At 68.9% G+C, this 17,225-nt stretch carries 16 protein-coding genes; 6 read left to right on the forward strand and 10 right to left on the reverse strand.

All coding sequences use genetic code 11. From position 1 onward, the window contains the following. Positions 1-202: 202 nt before the first annotated feature. Complete coding sequence (locus WS49_RS18515) at positions 203-913, forward strand: class I SAM-dependent methyltransferase (protein ID WP_059532382.1); 711 nt, start codon at positions 203-205, stop codon at positions 911-913. Positions 914-967: 54 nt separating this feature from the next. Here the strand turns inward: WS49_RS18515 and WS49_RS18520 are convergent, their stop codons facing one another. Further along, positions 968-1,621, reverse strand: coding sequence for a DUF1345 domain-containing protein (locus tag WS49_RS18520; protein WP_059531549.1), 654 nt, complete (start codon positions 1,619-1,621; stop codon positions 968-970). Positions 1,622-1,757: 136 nt separating this feature from the next. Here WS49_RS18520 and WS49_RS18525 point away from each other — a divergent pair, with 136 nt between their 5' ends. Then, a complete protein-coding gene (locus WS49_RS18525) occupies positions 1,758-2,483 on the forward strand; it encodes a metallophosphoesterase (RefSeq protein ID WP_059531552.1) in 726 nt (241 codons plus the stop codon). 90 nt (positions 2,484-2,573) lie between these two features. Here the strand turns inward: WS49_RS18525 and WS49_RS18530 are convergent, their stop codons facing one another. Both WS49_RS18530 and WS49_RS18535 read right to left on the reverse strand, forming a co-directional pair. Next, the gene (locus tag WS49_RS18530; RefSeq protein WP_059531554.1) at positions 2,574-3,272 is read right to left on the reverse strand and encodes an RES family NAD+ phosphorylase; all 699 of its coding nucleotides are present in this window, start codon (positions 3,270-3,272) and stop codon (positions 2,574-2,576) included. A gap of 2 nt (positions 3,273-3,274) precedes the next feature. Continuing rightward, positions 3,275-3,694, reverse strand: coding sequence for an MbcA/ParS/Xre antitoxin family protein (locus tag WS49_RS18535; RefSeq protein WP_059531557.1), 420 nt, complete (start codon positions 3,692-3,694; stop codon positions 3,275-3,277). A 233-nt stretch (positions 3,695-3,927) separates the two neighbouring features. Here WS49_RS18535 and WS49_RS18540 point away from each other — a divergent pair, with 233 nt between their 5' ends. After that, positions 3,928-4,710 (forward strand): ABC transporter substrate-binding protein, encoded by a 783-nt coding sequence (locus WS49_RS18540; RefSeq protein WP_059466532.1) that lies wholly within the window; start codon positions 3,928-3,930, stop codon positions 4,708-4,710. 978 nt (positions 4,711-5,688) lie between these two features. Here the strand turns inward: WS49_RS18540 and WS49_RS18545 are convergent. Both WS49_RS18545 and WS49_RS18550 read right to left on the reverse strand, forming a co-directional pair. Next, positions 5,689-7,161: a sigma-54 dependent transcriptional regulator gene (locus WS49_RS18545; RefSeq protein WP_059531561.1), complete on the reverse strand. Its 1,473-nt coding sequence runs from the start codon at positions 7,159-7,161 to the stop codon at positions 5,689-5,691. A gap of 438 nt (positions 7,162-7,599) precedes the next feature. Next, positions 7,600-8,517 carry a metal-dependent hydrolase gene (locus WS49_RS18550; protein WP_059532385.1) on the reverse strand — a complete coding sequence of 306 codons (918 nt, stop codon included), beginning with the start codon at positions 8,515-8,517 and terminating at the stop codon, positions 7,600-7,602. A gap of 583 nt (positions 8,518-9,100) precedes the next feature. Between WS49_RS18550 and WS49_RS18555 the strand changes: the two genes are divergently transcribed. Together WS49_RS18555 and WS49_RS18560 are read left to right on the forward strand one after the other, a co-directional pair. Then, positions 9,101-9,442 (forward strand): FKBP-type peptidyl-prolyl cis-trans isomerase, encoded by a 342-nt coding sequence (locus WS49_RS18555; protein WP_059531564.1) that lies wholly within the window; start codon positions 9,101-9,103, stop codon positions 9,440-9,442. Between the two features lie 26 nt (positions 9,443-9,468). After that, a complete protein-coding gene (locus WS49_RS18560; protein WP_059531567.1) occupies positions 9,469-10,236 on the forward strand; it encodes an AraC family transcriptional regulator in 768 nt (255 codons plus the stop codon). Between the two features lie 4 nt (positions 10,237-10,240). On the opposite strand, the gene WS49_RS18565 is transcribed toward WS49_RS18560, so the two are convergent. After that, on the reverse strand, positions 10,241-10,711 hold the full coding sequence (locus WS49_RS18565) for a winged helix-turn-helix transcriptional regulator (protein ID WP_059532386.1): 471 nt from the start codon (positions 10,709-10,711) through the stop codon (positions 10,241-10,243). Positions 10,712-10,867: 156 nt separating this feature from the next. Between WS49_RS18565 and WS49_RS18570 the strand changes: the two genes are divergently transcribed. After that, on the forward strand, positions 10,868-12,100 hold the full coding sequence (locus WS49_RS18570) for an MFS transporter (RefSeq protein WP_059531570.1): 1,233 nt from the start codon (positions 10,868-10,870) through the stop codon (positions 12,098-12,100). A 143-nt stretch (positions 12,101-12,243) separates the two neighbouring features. Here the strand turns inward: WS49_RS18570 and WS49_RS18575 are convergent, their stop codons facing one another. From WS49_RS18575 to WS49_RS18590, 4 genes are read right to left on the reverse strand one after another with little or no spacing between them, the layout of a single operon-like run. After that, positions 12,244-13,410 (reverse strand): glycosyltransferase family 4 protein, encoded by a 1,167-nt coding sequence (locus WS49_RS18575; RefSeq protein WP_059531574.1) that lies wholly within the window; start codon positions 13,408-13,410, stop codon positions 12,244-12,246. After that, positions 13,410-14,594 carry a glycosyltransferase family 4 protein gene (locus WS49_RS18580; protein ID WP_059531577.1) on the reverse strand — a complete coding sequence of 395 codons (1,185 nt, stop codon included), beginning with the start codon at positions 14,592-14,594 and terminating at the stop codon, positions 13,410-13,412. Before WS49_RS18580 ends, WS49_RS18575 begins: the two co-directional genes overlap by 1 nt. After that, the gene (locus WS49_RS18585) at positions 14,591-16,057 is read right to left on the reverse strand and encodes an O-antigen ligase family protein (protein WP_059531583.1); all 1,467 of its coding nucleotides are present in this window, start codon (positions 16,055-16,057) and stop codon (positions 14,591-14,593) included. The genes WS49_RS18580 and WS49_RS18585 overlap by 4 nt, the downstream gene beginning before the upstream one ends. A 10-nt stretch (positions 16,058-16,067) precedes the next feature. Continuing rightward, positions 16,068-17,204 (reverse strand): glycosyltransferase family 4 protein, encoded by a 1,137-nt coding sequence (locus WS49_RS18590; protein ID WP_059531586.1) that lies wholly within the window; start codon positions 17,202-17,204, stop codon positions 16,068-16,070. Between the last annotated feature and the right edge of the window lie 21 nt (positions 17,205-17,225).

A 17,225-nucleotide genomic window follows, 5' to 3' on the forward strand; every position in this document is an offset into this window, starting at 1 on the left:
GCCGGTTTCACGGCCGCGATGCATCGAATCCTCACATTTTTAAATGCGAATCGACCCCGCCAACGCTTGTGCGTATCGCGCGCCGAATCGGGTAGTCCGCATACCGGAATGTCCGCTCGCCTTGTTGCGCGGCCGGACCGCGCTTACGCTCCGTGCGATGCGCGTGGGCACCCCGTCCGCGCCCGAACCCGAGGAATCCGCCATGTCGCTCCCCGCCAGCGCCGCGAAGTTCGATCCGGTACGCGCGCACGAATACGCCGAACAATCCCGCATCGCGCTCGCCGGCTACGACGCGTGCCACGAGCTCGCCGCGTGCATGCTCGCGTCGGCGATCGATGTGCCGGGGGCGCAGCTCCTCATCGTGGGTGCGGGCGGCACCGGGCAGGAAATCTGCGTACCCGCGGCGCTGGAACCCGGCTGGCAGTTCACGGCCGTCGATCCGTCCGCGCCGATGCTCGCGCTCGCGCGTGCCAACGTCGAAGCGGCGGGTTTCGCCGCCCGCACGCAATTCGTCGAGGCCGGCGTCGATGCGCTGCCCGATGCGCCCGCCTTCGACGGCGCGACGTTGATCGGCGTGCTGCATCACGTCCCCGGCGACGCGGCGAAGGCCGCGCTGCTGGACGCGATCGCGCGCCGCCTGAAGCCCGGCGCGCCGCTCGTGATCGCGGGCAACTATCGCCGCTACGCGGACCACCCTCGCCTGCTCGACGCGTGGCAGCAGCGCTGGCGGATGAAGGGCGCGACGCCCGACGCCGTGCGTGCGCAGCTTGCGAAAATCCTGCAGGGCGCCGACCCGCCGGTTGCCGAGGAAGCCGTGTTCGCGTTGATGCACGATGCGGGCTTCGATGCGCCGCTGCGCTTTTTCTCGAGCCTGTTCTGGGGGGCGTGGATCGCGGTGCGGCGCGGCGCGTGACAACGCGAAACGCCGTGAAGCGGCGGTCTCCACGAGCCGCTCGGGTCACCCACGTCAGCTCAACAACCCTGCCGCGACGTTGATCGACAGCCCGAGCACGGCCATGTTGAAGTAGAACGACAGGATCGACTGCGCGAGCACCGCGCGCCGAGCGGAACGGTTCGCGAGCGACACGTCGGCCGTCTGCGACGCGACCGCGAGCGTAAACGCGAAATAGAGGAAATCCCAGTAATCGGGCTCGGGGTTGCGGTCGGGGAACCGCAGTGCGCGATCGCTGCTCGGCGAGCCGTAATAGAGCCGCGCATAGTGCAGCGTGAAGATCGTCGGAATCAGGAACCATGCGCCGAACAGCGTCGCGCCCGTGACCGCGTAATGGCCGAGCCCGGCACGAAAGCCGACGTTCTTCGCGGTGGCGAGTTCGATCGCGATCGCGGCGACGCTCGCGACCGTCGCGATGCAGATGACCGTCAGCACGGTCGTCGCGTTCTCGTCCTCGCGGATCGCGATCTCGCGCACCTGATGATGATGCGCGGTGACCATGCGCACCCACATCAGCACGAGATACAGCCAGATCGTGCAATCCCAGCCGATCAGCGCGCGCGCGGTCGGCCTCAACTGCAACGGCAGCAGCACCGCGCACAGCACGCCCGCGGCGAGGGCTGCGACCATGCGCGGCCGATTGCGTAACACCTGCGGATAAAGCGTCATCGTACGATTCCGAAAGCGGATGGAAAGGATTCGGCCGGCGTCCGAACGGCCCGCTGCGCCGCGCCGGGCGGTACCGCCCCGATTATCGCCATTCCTGCATGACGTTGCGATGGGCGTGAGCGCCTAAGATATCGGGATGACTCCCGTCCTCTGCCATCATCCCGCGAACGCGGCCGGCCGCGACTTCGTCGTCGGCGATCTGCACGGTTGCGTGGATGTGCTGCGCGCGCTGCTGCACGACATCGGCTTCGACCCAGCTCGCGACCGGCTGTTTTCGGTCGGCGATCTCGTCGATCGCGGCCCCGCCTCCGAAACCGCGCTCGAGCTGCTCGACCGCCCGTGGTGCCACGTGGTGCGCGGCAATCACGAAGAAGTGCTGAGCCTCGTGTCGCGCGGCAAGCTGTCGCCCGACGCGTGGCGCGGAATCGGCGGCGACTGGGGCGCCGATCTCCCGCCGGAACGGCTGCACGCGCATGCGGCACGCGTCGACGCGCTGCCGCTCGTGCGCGTGATCGGCGACGGCCCCGCGCGCTTCAACGTGCTGCATGCGGAATTCTTCGGCCCGGACGCCGAACTCGACGCGGGCAGCTATTCGCCCGACGTGCGCGAGCGGCTGATCTGGGGGCGCGACCTGGTGCAGGGGCTCGCCGACCCGGCCCGGCAGGCAGGCCTGTCGCTGACCTGCACCGGCCACACGCCGGTGCGCGCGCCGCAGCGCATCGGCGCGCAATGGTTCATCGACACCGGCGCGTTCGCACCGTCCGGACGCCTGACGATCGTCGAGCCGCGCACGGGCGAGACATGGTCGCTCACCCAGGCCGACGCGCGCGCACGTCACGCGGGCGACCTGCCGCTGCCTTGAGGCCTGTTCACGCCGATAACGGGCCTGAGGCCCGCAGCGTTCATGGCGTGCCCCAACCGCAGGCGTTTGCGTGCGCGGGCAGCGCGCGGGCTAGCCGACCTGGTTCAATTCGAACACCGCATCGATCGCGGAACCGTTCCAGTTGTATTCGAGATACGCCGCGTGATGGCAGTCGCGCAGCACCGTCGTGCGGAACGCCGCGAGACACTCGCCGCGCGGGTCGCGCACCGACGGATAGACGATCCCCGCGCCGCCCGCGCTGCGCACTGCACGGCCGAACGCCTGCCCGGCGCCGTAGTCGAGCGGATCGAGCAGCCCCGGGCTGCGCTGCGGCCACGTGCGCACGTCGGCGACGTCGCCCTGCGCGTACACCGTGTACAGCCGCATCTGCTGGCGCATCGGCGCCTCCTTCGTCGCGGCCAGGAACAGCCCGCTGTGATAGCGCGTCTCGGCGATCGCCGTATCGCGCGACCGCCCGCAGTAGAACACGCCGTAGCTGCCGTCGGAAAAGCGGCTGCCCTGCGGATTCAGGTGCGTGAACGCGGCCATGATCGGCCCCCAGCCCTGGCCGTAGCGGCGCTCGGCCGGCGGCACGAGTTCGAGCGTGCCGACTTCGTTGCGGATGCGGTCGTTGGTCAGCGATTCGAGCGCGTACAGCGCGTCGAAATCCTCGGCGGACGCGACGCGGTCGAACAGGTTGATGGCCGGAAAACGGGTGGGAATCACGCGATAGGCAGGTGCCCAATCGACGACGGTCATGGGCCAGTGTTGGACTGCTTCGATCGGCATCGTCACGCCCAGCCACCCCGCATCGCGTCGAGATATTGACGCACGGCAACCAGGTCGCCGACGTTGCCGGCGAGCATGCGGTCGAGCGCGCGCTTGCCGCCGAACGGCGCGGCGTCGTTGGGCCGCTTGACCCAGGTGTCGGCCGCGGCCGGCTGCGGCAGCAGGATCTGCAGCGCCTTGTAGATGCCGAGCAGCAACGATAACCGCTCGAGCGTATCGCGCGGCAGGCGCGCCGATTCCGGCGCGGCCTTCCACTTGAAGAACGTCGAGCGGCCGGGCGACCCGAGCAGCACGATCTGTTCGTCGATCGTCAGCTCCCAGTCGCGCGCGATGTTGAAGAATGCGCGCAGGCCGGCCGCCGACATCTGCGCGACCGAGGCCTGCCGCGGGGCGGAATGCGGATCGAAGGCGGGCTGTGACATGATCGTTAGTCTCGAAACGAATTTACTAACAAGATTAGTCCATTTTCGTATTTTTGCAAGGGTCGTCCCCCACCGCGTCGGTATTCCGTCCGAAGGATCGATATTTTTTGTCCATTCTGGACTGCGATTTTATTTTCTGCGTTAATGACCGTGCGGACGGCGCACCGGGACGCGGTGCGTCCCCGCAGCAACCGTGTCGCCCAGAACCGGATAGACCACGCCAAGGAACCACCATGAAGAGACTGATTGCCGCCGTTTCGATCGCCCTGCTCGCGGTATCGGCAGGCCCCGCCGTCGCGAAGGACTGGACCACGCTGCGCTTCGGCACCGACGCCAGCTACGCGCCGTTCGAATCGAAGGCGCCCGACGGCAAGCTCGTCGGCTTCGACATCGACCTCGGCAACGAGATCTGCGCGCGGCTGAAGGCGAAGTGCGTGTGGCTCGAGAACGATTTCGACGGGATGATTCCCGCGCTGAAGGCGAAGAAGTTCGACGCTGTGCTGTCGTCGATGTCGATCACGCCGCAGCGCGCGGAACAGATCGGCTTCACGACGAAGATCTACAACCAGCCGACGCGGCTCGTCGTGAAGAAGGGCTCGCCGCTGCTGCCGACGGCCGAATCGCTGAAGGGCAAGTCGATCGGCGTCGAACAGGGCACGACGCAGGAAGCGTATGCGAAGGCCTACTGGGCGAAGCAGGGTGCGAACGTCGTGTCGTACCAGAATCAGGACGGCGTGTATGCGGACCTGACGTCGGGCCGCCTCGACGCCGCGCTGCAGGACGAGGTGCAGGCCGCGATCGGGTTCCTGAAGTCGCCGCGCGGCGCGGGCTACCAGTTCGTCGGGCCCGAACTCGTCGACGAGAAGGTGCTCGGCATCGGCGCCGGCATCGGGCTGCGCAAGGAAGATACCGACCTGAAGGCGAAGATCGATCGCGCGATCCTCGACATGGTCAAGGACGGCACGTACAAGCGGCTCGCGTCGAAGTACTTCGACTTCGACATCTACGGCGGCTGAAGCGGTGCCGCGCGCGCACGGGTGCGATGCCCGTCGCGCGCGGCCTGACCGCCCCTCCCCTGCTCGCCGGACGGCGACGCCTCCCTGACGTTCGCCGTCGCGCCGGTTCGTCGTCCGTATCGCGCATCCGGACGCGGCACGTCATTCGCATTGCAAACGGATCGCCTGCGCTGGCGACCGCAGGCGCTCGACGTCGTCAATAAGCGAAGATCGGGCGCCGGGGGACCGGTGCCCGCGTGCACATCCCCATGCGGATCGGGTTGGCGAGCGAGAAAGCGCCGGCCCGGCGCGGATGACCGGGTATCAGCCGGATCCGCCTCGCACCGGGCGCGGAGAGATGGCCTGTCGACGCATGCCGGCCGGCAGCAAGATGCGCGGTCGACCGGCGATGGGTCGAATCACTTCGATCGCGGCCTGCCGGCCGCGGCGTGTGGCGATCGTTCGTCATTTTTCTACCCCGTATTCGATCCGTAGCTTGTACCGGCAACCGGACAATGCCGGCGCCCCGACGATCCGTCGACGACGGCCCATGCCGTTCGGAGCAGGGCTGTGCTGCCCGTCCGTCCGGTCATCCCCCGGACTGCGTCCTTGCCGGTCCTCGCATGGTTCGCTGCCGAACCGGCCGGATGCCACGTCGTCGACTTTCGCACCTCAAACGCCGCAAGGAGCGGGCCAGCTTCGTTCCGGGCCGGCCGCACAAGGCTTTCGTCGGACAAGCCCGCGGCCGGAACGGGCGGGACAGGCAGGACGTTGCGAAACTGAAACATGGCGGGCGCAGGCGGGCGCGCCCGTGTGACGGCGACGCCTTGCCGGACAAGGCGCGCGGACGATCCGGAAAATTTTCCCGGCGCGGGCGGCACGCCGCCGCGGGCGTTTGCAGGGGCGATTTTGGCGGCCGCCGGCAGGAAACGTTTCACGCGCTTTACATGGCGCCGGCCGCCCGCGCACGGGACGACCGCGGACGCTTCCCGCCGCCGTTCAGCCGACTCGCTGATGGTCGGCGTCGTCCGGCGGCGCGCCGTCCTTTCCGCCGTTGTCGCCGTTGTTGTCGTGGTCGTTGAGCCCGTGCTCGATCATCATCCGGTAAAGCGTGACGCGCGAGATGCCGAGTTCGGCGGCGGCCTTGTTGATCCGGTGATCGTTGCGCAGCAACGCGTTTTCGATCGCGGTGCGCTCGGCGAGCGAACGCGCCTGCTCGAGCGTCACGGGCTCCGTTTCGCCCGGGACATCGAGCCCGAGATCGTGCGGCGTCAGCAGCCGGCTCTCGGCCATCACGATCGCGCGGCGCACCCGGTTGATCAGCTCGCGCACGTTGCCGGGCCACTCGTAGCGGCGCATCGCGTCGAGCGCGGCCGACGTGAAGCCGCTGATCTTGCGGCCGCTGTCGGCCTTGTATTTCTGCAGCACGTAATGCGCGAGGATGTCGATGTCCTTGCCGCGCGCGCGCAGCGGCGGCTCGTGAATGCGCAGCACGCAGAGCCGGTGATAGAGGTCCGCGCGGAAGCGTCCGGCTTCGACCGCGCCGTCGAGATCCACGTGCGTCGCCGAGATGATCCGCACGTCGACCGGAATCGACTCCTGGCCGCCGAGGCGCTCGATCTTCCCTTCCTGCAGGAAGCGCAGCAGGCTCGCCTGGCTTTCGACCGGCATGTCGCCGATTTCGTCGAGAAACAGCGTGCCGCCGTTCGCGGATTCGATCCGGCCCGCGCGCCGCTGGTTCGCCCCGGTGAATGCGCCGCGCTCGTACCCGAACAGTTCCGACTGCAGCAGGTGATGCGGAATCGCGCCGCAGTTGATCGCGACGAACGGCCCCTTGCCGCGCGCCGAGCGCTCGTGGATCGCGAGTGCCGTCAGCTCCTTGCCGGTGCCCGACTCGCCGGAGATGAACACGCTCGCGTCCGTTTTCGCGACCTTGCGGATCGTGCTGAACAGCTGCTGCATCGCTTCGCAGTTGCCGATCATCCCGTGCTCGCCGATCGACGCCGCGTACGCCGCGCCGTCGACGCGATCGAGCGCGGCCATCCCGCGCGCGTGGCCGAGCACGTGCGAAATCCATTCGTACGGCAACGGCAGCGTCACGTAATCGAAACAGTAGCTGCGGATCAGCTCGCGCACGGCAACGCCGATCGTGATGCCGGCCTGCGCGACGGAAATCCAGCCGATCGCCGGCTGGCTGAGGCACGCCTTCAGCGCGGGATAGTCGCGCGACGTGAAGCCCGAGAAATCGACGAGCCCGGCGGCGACGTTCACGCCGGACGTCATGTTCTGCGCGGCGCCGGCCGTCTTCGCGACGGAGATGTCCCAGCCGAGCTCGCGCAGTTGCGCCAGCAACGGCTCGTCCGGCGAACGCATGATCACGAACAGCTTGCGTCCGGCCTCGGGAGCGGTAACGGACACGAGCGGCATCTCGGACGCCGTCGTCCCGCTTGCGTCGGGTGACCTTGCAACCATCGTTGTTCCCCGCTTGGCGTTGGTATCGTGCGCCGGCTCGCCGCCGCATCCGAAGGACCTCGATCGAACCGACATATTGGCCGCATTTCCGTCCGAATAAAATCCCCCCGGGCAATAATCGCGCGCCGGGCGGATCCTTTCATGAACGGTATATCGGTGCCGCCGACGCGCGGCTAGATGGGTGATATCCCGGTGGCGCGGCGGGTGCGAAGCCACGGCCGTACGGGTTGCGGGCGCGCGAAGCCGCGCCGGTGCGGGCGCGCCGGTGCGCCACGCGACGCCGGGCACGAGGAATCGGACCGGCGGCAGGCGCCGGCGCGGCCGCGGCGGCCGTACCGGCGCCCGCTCGCGCAACCGTTTTCCGCTTGACGCCAGTCAATCGTCGGAAGAAGTGGGGTTGATGCACGAACGCAACACGTGCCGCATGGCGCGGCGGCGTCAGCGCCCCGATGCGAGCGGCGCGAGTGCGTTGGCGCGGCCGCGTCCGGCCGACGCGCCGTCGTGTTCGCCGTAGGCGGCGACGAGCGCGTCGACGCGCGCGAGATGGTGGCGGTTGTCGTGGTCCCACGGATGGAAGCCCGGCCGGAAAAAGCTCAGCCATTCACCCGCGATGCGCGGGAACAGCCCGCGGCGCGGCCCGTACAGGAATGCCATCATGCGCAGCATGCCGCGCATGCGATGCCTGATGTCGCGATCGCGCGACAGCAGCGTCACGTGCATCAGGAACACGGTCGGCCAGAACGTCAGCGTCGTCACCAGGTACACGCCGACGCGGATCAGGTAGCGGCGCGGGCCCGGTTTCATCACGGCGTTCCACACGTCGTAGGACACGGCCTTGTGCTCGGTTTCCTCGAGCGCATGCCACAGCCACATCTGCCGGTAACCTTCGACCGAGCCGTCCAGGCGCGTCGGGTCGCGCAGGAGCCAGTCCGCCAGCATCGCCGTGTAGTGTTCGGCGGCGACCGTGTGCGCGAGCTGCACCGAATGCGGCAGCGTGCGCTTCACGAAGCCGAGCACCGTCCACACGCGCTTGTCGAGCTTGCGCGCGGGCAGGCGGTTGGCCTGCATCAGCTCGTTGTATTCGACGTGCTCGCGCGTATGCATCGCCTCCTGGCCAATGAAGCCGAGCACCTGCCGCTTGAGCACCGGGTCGTCGATCCGGTCGCGATAATTGCGCACCGAATCCATGAAAAAGCGTTCGCCGGCCGGAAACAGCAGAGACAGCGCATTGAAGAAGTGGGTCACGTGCGGGCCGAGCCCATGCCAGTCCTTCGCGCGTTCGACCGGCAGGTCGAAGCGCAGGTCGCGGCGCACCGGCATCACCTCGGCGGCGGTGGCGGAAGCGGCTGACTTCATGTTCGTCGTTCTCCTGGTTTTCGGGCGGCCCGGCAGCCGTCGCGGCCTTGTCGGCGCGGGCCCGGGCAGCGCATCGCGCAACGCCCAAATCTTGACATCGATAACTGTAAAGATAGGCGCCGGCCGGCGCCGCGCGCAAGCCGCGCGGTAGACGCGCGCTTCCAAACAGGGCACGGTCGGCAGCGCGGAAAAAGCGACGTTCGAGCGGCGTTCGCGCGTGCCGCGATTCGAACGCGCATGCCGGTAAGGGACCGCCAGCCGGGCGGCGCGCGCACGCGCCGAAATCGGCACGAAAACGCCGCGCGACGGGCGTTTCACGGGATCGCGCGGTGGCGCTCGACGTGACGCCGAGCAGCCGGGCGGCACCGATTCATACGCGTGCCCCGTTCGCGCGGTGCAACCCCCGTCGCTCCGGTTCGCGAAAAATTCAAACGCGCGTTCCATTGGCGTATCGGGCGGGCTCTGCGAAGACCGCCGCGACCGACTCGCGATCGGCACGCGGACGGGCGCTCGCCACGTACGGCAGCCCCCTGCCCGCTCGCCTACAATAGCGGTTTTACCCACCCCCTTTTCAGGAGAAGTCATGTCCGTCACCACGACCGCATCGGGCCTCAAAATCGAAGATCTGACCGAAGGCACCGGCGCACAGGCGCAAGCCGGCCAGACCGTCAGCGTCCACTACACGGGCTGGCTGACCGACGGTCAGAAATTCGACTCGAGCAAGGACCGCAACGACCCGTTCGCGTTCGTGCTCGGCGGCGGCATGGTCATCAAGGGCTGGGACGAAGGCGTGCAGGGCATGAAGGTCGGCGGCGTGCGTCGCCTGACGATCCCGCCGCAACTCGGCTACGGCCCGCGCGGCGCAGGCGGCGTGATCCCCCCGAACGCGACGCTCGTGTTCGAAGTCGAACTGCTCGCCATCTGACGACGCCGCCGGCCGACGTCCTTCCGATGGAACGCATCCCGTCTCCCGCCATCGCGCTGCGCCGTTACGACACGTGCGAAGCATCCGACGTGCACGACTTTCACCAGGTCGTGATCGGCGTCGACGGCGCGATGGTGATGGCGGTGGATGGCGTCGGCCAGCGCATCGACCGGCACGCGGCGTGGCTGATTCCGGCCGGCGCGCGCCACGATTACGCGGGCCTCGGCGACAATCGCCAGCTCGTGCTCGACTTGCCCGCCGCGTCGCTCGCGGTGCCGCGGCGGCTGTTCGACAGCGCGCGTGCCGTGTCGATCGACCCGGCGCTGACGTCGCTCGTCGCGCAGGTCGCGGCGGCGGCCGCGCAACTCGACGGGACGGCCGGCGACACGCGGCGCGCGCATCGCTTCCAGTGGCAGGCCGCCGCGCGACTATGCGACGCGCTGCTCGACGATGCCGGCCTCGCCGCGCCCGCGGCGGGCCTGGATTTCGCGCGCATCGACCGCTGGCTGCGCGCGCGGCTCGCGGAACCGCTGCGCATCGCCGATCTCGCCGCGCACTGCGGCTACGGGATGCGCCGCTTTCATCAACTGTTCGTCGACGCGTTCGGCGAAACCCCGCATCGCTACCTGCAGCGGCTGCGGCTCGACGCCGCCGTCGTGCTGCTCGCGGACGGCCGCCATCCGCTCGTCGACATCGCCGGCATGGTCGGCTTCGCCGACCAGAGCACCTTCACGCACGCTTTCACGAAGCGCTTCGGCGTCGCGCCCGGGCGCTGGCGCGGCGAGCGGCACTGAGCGCTCACGCGCGCGTCCCGCCCCCCTCGTCGCCCACTTTCCGCACGACCGTCTCCGCCGCCTTCAGCGGCCGGCCGTCGTCGTGCCGAAGCGCGAGCTTGCGGATCGCGCGGCCGGTCTTGCGCTCGACCAGCACAGAATGCGGCTCGCCGCGCTCGAACAGGTTCGCCTCGCCCCACTGCCGCAACATCACGATCACCGGAAACAGCCCCTCGCCCTTCTTCGTCAACGCGTATTCCTGATACGCGCTGCCGTCCGACGCGGGCACGACTTCGAATACGCCGGCGTCCACCAGCATCCTGAGCCGGTCCGACAGGATGTTGCTCGCGACGCCGAGGCTTGCGCGGAAATCGCCGAACCGGCGCACGCCGTCGAACGCGTCGCGCACGATCAGCAACGCCCAGCGATCGCCGACGATATCGGTCGCCCGTGCCACCGGGCACGGCGAATCCGCGAGACTTTTCTGCCTGGCCATATTGCTCTCCGCTGTCGCGCCGGCGCCTTCGCGGGCCGCCGGCCGTCCGTGCGCGGGCCCGTCGCCCGCCGTCACACAGGTTGCATTTTAAAACCACTTTTCCTACACTCACACTGGTTTCAAATTGCAACTACTTGAGCGAGCGTGAGGCCCCCCATGGAATCGTCCTGTTCAGGAACGGTCGCGTCGAACGCGACGTCACGCGCCGCTCGTCCGGGCGCCGTGTCACGCGTGCCGACGGCGCTCGTCGCGCTGCTGGCCGTGTGCTGCGCGGCGAGCGTCGCGAACGTGTACTACGCACAGCCGCTGCTCGACTCGATCGCACATGACTTCGGCGTATCGCAGGCGGCGGTCGGCGGTGTCATCACCGCGACGCAGCTCGGCTGCGCGCTCGCGCTGCTGTTCGTCGTGCCGCTCGGCGACCTGCTGAACCGCAAACGCCTGATCGCCGTTCAACTTCTGCTGCTGACGGCGGCATGCATCGGCGTGGCCGCCTCGTCGACGCGCATCGCATTGCTGGCGGGCATGGTCGCGGTCGGGCTGCTCGGCACCGCGATGACGCAGGGGCTGATCGCCTGCTCGGCCGCGCTTGCGGGCGCCGGTGAGCGCGGCCGCGTGGTCGGCGCGGCGCAGGGCGGCGTCGTGATCGGCCTGCTCGCCGCGCGCTCGCTCGCGGGTGTCGTCACGGATGTCGCCGGCTGGCGCGCGGTTTATCTGGTGTCGGGCGCGCTCGCGATCGCGATGCTGGTCGCGCTGGCACGGCTGTTGCCCGATGCCTGCGCGCCGCGCGAGCGCATCGGCTACGCGGCGCTGCTCGGTTCGATGGTCACGCTGCTGCGCAACGAGCGCGTGCTGCGTGTGCGCGGGGCAATCGCACTGCTGATGTTCGCGGCGTTCAGCATCTTCTGGAGCGCGCTCGTGCTGCCGCTGAGCGCGCCGCCGCATGCGATGTCGCATACGCAGATCGGCGCATTCGGTCTGGTCGGCGCGCTGGGTGCGGCCGCCGCCGCGCGCGCGGGCCGGCTCGCGGATCGCGGCCTCGGCGAAGCCACGACCGGCGCCGCCCTCGCGCTGCTCGCGCTCTCGTGGCTGCCGCTCGCGTTCGCCGGTACGTCGATCGCGCTGCTGGTCGTCGGCATCGTGCTGCTCGACGTCGGCGGGCAGGCCGTCCACGTCGTGAACCAGAGCATGATCCTCGGCGCGCGGCCCGATGCGCATGCCCGCCTCGTCGGTTGCTACATGCTGTTCTATTCGGTCGGCAGCGGGCTCGGCGCGATTGCGTCGACGATGATGTATGCGCACGCCGGATGGATCGGCGTCTGCGGGCTCGGCGCGGCGGTCAGCGTGGTTGCATTCGCCGTCTGGGCCGTAACGTTCAGGCGTGCATGACGCGTGGCGACGTGTCGAGCACGGAGCGCGGCGTGCCTCGCACAGAACGAAAAAACCGGCTCGCCCCGTTCGGGCGGCCGGCATGCGGACCGGACGCATGCGCGTGCGCCGGCCCGACCGTCGCGGCGGCGTGCCGCGTTCGCTTACCCCGCCGCCTGGATCGCCTCTTCGTACACGCCGGCGACGCGTCGCGCGATCACCGCGTTGTCGAAATGGTCGCGCGCGTAGCGCTTGCACGCGGCCTCGTCCGGCAACGTGATCGCGCCCGACAGCGCGCCGCCGAGCCCTTCCGCGATCGCATCCGCGCCCGTCGACGGCAGCACGAGATCGCTGGACAACCCGGCCACCGCCTCCGGCAGCCCGCCGACCGGCGTCACCAGCACCGGCGTGCCGGACGCCAGCGATTCGACCGTGATCAGCCCGAAGCCTTCGAGCGCGACCGTCGGCACCACGCTGACCGTCGCCGCGCGGTACAGCGCCGCGAGATGATTGTCGGGCACGAACCCGAGCAGTTTCACGTTGTCCTGCAGCCCCGCGTCGTCGATGCGCTGCTGCAGTTCCTCGCCGATCTTGCCCTTGCCGGCGATCAGCAGCAGCACGTCCGGGTGACGGTGCTTGACGAGACCGATCGCGTCGATCAGGTCTTCCAGCCCCATGCGCCGCACGAGCCGGCGCACGGCCAGCACGATCGGCCGGTCCTGCGGCAGTTGCAGCTTGTGCCGCGCCTCGGCCGGCGTCAGCGGTGTATCGAACTGCGCGGTATCGACGCAGCCGGGAATCACGCGCACGCGCGACGGATCGATGCCGTAGCGGTTCGTCAGGATCTGGCCGAACGCCTGCGACAGCACGATCAGGCGCGACGAGCGCGTATAGACGGCCTGTTCGAGATAGCGCTTCGCGCGCTGCCCGAGCGACGCGGCGCCCTCGACCTGGCTTTCGTCGGCCCACGGCCCCTGGAAATGCGACACCTGCGGAATCCCGCGCGTCACGTCGAGCCCCGGAAACGTGTACAGCGCGAAGTGCGACGAAATCACGTCCGGCCGCTCGCTGCGAATCTCGTCGCGCAACGCGCGGCGCGCGGCGAGCATGCGGCGCGCGAGCGGCTGCGACGCGGGCCCGAAGCCCTGGATCGCGCCGCCCGTGTCGTCGGCGACCTTCGGCGAGCCGGCGACGAGCCCGCGCACCTCGACGCCCGCACCGGGCAGCGCGCCGACGAGCGAGTAGTACATCCGGTCGAGGCCGCCCGCGCGTTCGGGGAACCAGTGCATGCCGATCTGCAACGATTTGATCGGCCGGGAAGATTGGGACATTACGACTGCTCCTGCGTAACCGCATGCTCGACCCGCTCGAACGCGGACGGCTGCGAGGGTTGGCCGATGCGCCGGTAGAGCGCGACATACTGGGCGCCCATGTGGGCCCAGCCGAAACGGGTCATCAGTTCGCGGGCCGCGTCGCCCATCGCGCGGCAGGTGTCGCGCGACGCCGCGAGCGAGCCGATCGCCTGCGCGAGCGCGGCCGGATCGTCGGGGTCCTCCAGCACGATCCCGCAGTCGCGCGTGATGATTTCCGCGCCGCCAGCGGTGCGCGCGGTGACGACCGGCAGCCCGGCCGCCATCGCCTCGAGCAGCGACAGGCTCATCGCTTCGTAGCGCGACGGAAACACGTATGCGTCGACCGAGCGCATCAGCGTCGGCATGTTCTTCACGAGACCGAGGAAATGCACGCGCGAATCGATGCCGAGCGCGCGCGCCTCGTCCGGATACGGGCTGCCGGGCAGATAACCGGCCACCGCGAGATGGACGTTCGCCGGCAGCTTCGTCAGCGCCTTCAGCACGGTGCCGAGGTTCTTGCGCGGCGTGCGCAGATCGCCGACGAACAGCAGCAGGAACGCATCGTCCGGCAGCTTGAACGCCGCGCGATCGGCCTGCGCGCCCGCGAACGCGCTGCCGTCGACGCCGTTGTAGATCACGCTGATCTTGCCGCTGTCGATGCCGAGCCCGGCGATCTCGTCGGCCACCTTCTGCGACACGGCCGTGATCGCGCGCGAACGCCGGTACGCCCAGCGCTCGAGCGCCGTATTCACGCGCGTGTAGACGTACTGGTACGCCGACCACAGCCCCTTCGTCAGCCCGAATGGGTAATACGGGCTCTTGAACCAGCCGCCGTGCACGAAGTGCGCGGTATTCACGTCGGCCTTGATCCACGAAATGAAACCGTTCACGTGCAGCACGTCGTACTCGCCGCGATGCGCGCGCAGCCACCACGCGCTCTTCAGCGCGAACACCTGCTGCTTGACGAGATTCGACGGCCAGAAGCCGCCGACCTTCACCGGCACCCAGCGCACGCGCGGGTCGGCCAACAACTCGGGCGCGACATGCGACGCGACCAGCGTGACCTCGTAGTCTTCGGCCAGCGCCGCGCGCGCGATTTCGTAATTGACGCGGCCCTGCCCGTCGTTATGTCGCACGACGTGCGTGACGATCGCGATTCTCAATGGTCGCCTCCCCGTGAACGCGCGGCGGCCAGCAGGCGCTGTGCCTTCTGCCAGTGCGCCGCGGATAGTATTGAAAAAATGGCCGTGAACAGCAGCAGGCCGCCCGTGCCGATCAGCGAGTTCGTGAACACGAGCATCGCGAACACCGACAGGCACAGGCTCAGGCATGCGCCGACGAACTTGTCCTTGCGCAGCTTGAACGCCGCGCGCAGCGTGCGGGCGAGCAGCATCACCACGCCCGACAGGTACAGCAGCGTGCCGGGCCAGCCGAGCACGAACGGCACGTTCATCACGCCGCTGTCGAAGCTGCCGTACTTGCCGAGCTCGCCGCTGTCGCTCGACAGCTTGGTGGACGCGCCGGTCGCGCCCATCCCCTCGCCGGCGACGTCGGTGAACGCCGTTTGCGCGAAGGTCGCGTAGAACTTGTTGCGGTCGTCGTAGCTGCGGTCGTCCTTCAGGTTCGTGATCGACTGCAGGCGCGCGCCGAGCCGGTCGGCCACCGGCCCGACGGTCAGCAGCGGCACGCACAGCCCGACCAGCACGACACCGCTGATCAGGATCCGCATCCGCACACGGTTGCTCGACTGCACGAGCTGGATCGCGAGCGCGATCACCCAGCCGCCCCAGGTCGAGCGCACGAGACACAGCGCGAACGACACGAAGCCGGCGGCGCCCGCGAACCAGCGGACCTTCTGCGGCGCCGCGAACACGAACACCAGCGCGCCCATGATCGCGAACGCGAACGGCCCCGACGAGTTCATCGTACTGAAGACGCGGACGCCATACGGCACCGGCTCGCCCTGCGAGCCCATGTCCGAGCCGATCATCCACAGCACGTCCCACTGCGGCATCACGAAGTACTGCACGACCCCGTACACGCCCATCACGAGCATGCCCCACATGAACGTGGACAACAGCACGTCGCGGTACTCGGGATAGTCGCGCGAGTTGACCATGATGTGAAAGCCGATCAGCACCGGGTACACCCAGTTTGCGAGGTCGTAGGTCGCGGCCATCACGCCGCTCGACACGATCCCGACCAGATACGCATACGTGAGCCCGAACAGCATCAGCAGCACGGGAATCCCGCGCCGCTGCGCGAGCACGCGGTAATGCCTGAGCAGCCCGAACCCGGCGATCATCGTCACCGCGAGCGGCGCGACCTGGATCAGGCTCGTCGGCGTGAACGCGCCTTTCGACCAGTCGGCGAGACGCCGCACTTCGGGGCTCAGGAACCACACCCACCACATGAAGCCGACGTAGCGCGCCGGGCTCTTGAAATACAGCCAGATGCCGACCGCGATCGCCAGCACCGGAAACGCGAGCGTCAGCACCTTGCCCTGGTGAATGGCGATCAGCGCGGCGGTAAACGTCCACAGCCCGGCCTGCCCGACCCAGTGCTTCGGTTCGGGCAACCGGCTGCGGCTGCGCGACGGTGCGCGTTCGGCGGCAATCGTACTCATCGATCCGCTCTCACCGCGACGACGGGCGCGAATCCGCGAGCGGCATCGCGTGACCGGCCGCCGCCGGCGTGCGACGCCGGCGCAGCATGTCGCGCGTGATCCGCACGTGCTGTTCGGCGAACGCCTGCGTGGTCAGGTCGCGCTCGCGCAGGCACGCGGCCGCGGCACGCGCGCATTCGAGCGCGGCGACCGGATCGGCCACGAAGCGATCGGCAGCCTGGCGCATCGCCGCCGCGTCGAACGCCGGCACGTAGGCGGCGGTGTCGTGCGGGAAGTAGTCGCTGAGCCCGCCGACGTCGGACACGATCATCGGCTTGCCGACCGCCGCCGCCTCGAGCATCACGGTGATGCCCGACGCGTGGAAGTTCGGCCGCAGCGGCACGACGATCACGTCGGCCCACGCGTACAGTTCGTGCTGCTTCGCGAGGCCCGAGGCCGAGCCGATCTTCACGTTCGGCGCATGCCACTCGCGCGGCACGCGGCGCCGCGTCGCGAGCCGCACGTCGTAGCGCTCGTCGCCGCCGAACGCGGCGAGAAACGTGCGCCAGTCGCGATCGCGGTCGTTGCCGATCGCGGCGATCCGCAGCGGCCGGTTCGGCTGCCACTGCCGCGGCTCCGTCGGCGGGAAGTCCTGCGTGTTCAGCCCGTAGTAGACGAACTCGGCTTCGCGCCCGAGAAAGCGGCGGCACAGCTCGGCGTTGTCGCGGGCGAGCGTCGTCAGCGCGTCGGCGCGCGCGAGCAGCTTGCGGTACAGCCAGCGGCGCGGGCCGCCGAACGTGTTCCACTTGTCGAACAGCCACACGCTCTGCGCGAGCAGCAGCGGACGCTTGCCCTGTGCGCCGGCGAGCTTCAGGATCAGCGCGGCGGCGAGATGCTCCTGCTCCGTGTGCGTCCAGATCACGTCGGTGCTCAACAACGCGGCGCGATTGCGCCACGCATGCACGACGTCGAAGCCGAGCGCCGCCTTCAGCGCACGGCGCGCGAGGCTCGCGACGCGGTTCTCGCGCCGGTCCTGCGAATAGGTCAGCCGGAATTCGTCGGATTCCGCGTGGTGATAGCCGTACAGGCAGCCGATGTTCTCGCCTTTCCGGTAAGTACGCGGATCGGCGCCGTAAAACAGGTGGACGTGAACCTTCGTGGAATTCATGCAAGCCTCCGCCGGACCGCC

This window comes from Burkholderia sp. RF7-non_BP4, assembly GCF_001521935.1.
Taxonomy (GTDB): Bacteria; Pseudomonadota; Gammaproteobacteria; order Burkholderiales; family Burkholderiaceae; genus Burkholderia; species Burkholderia diffusa.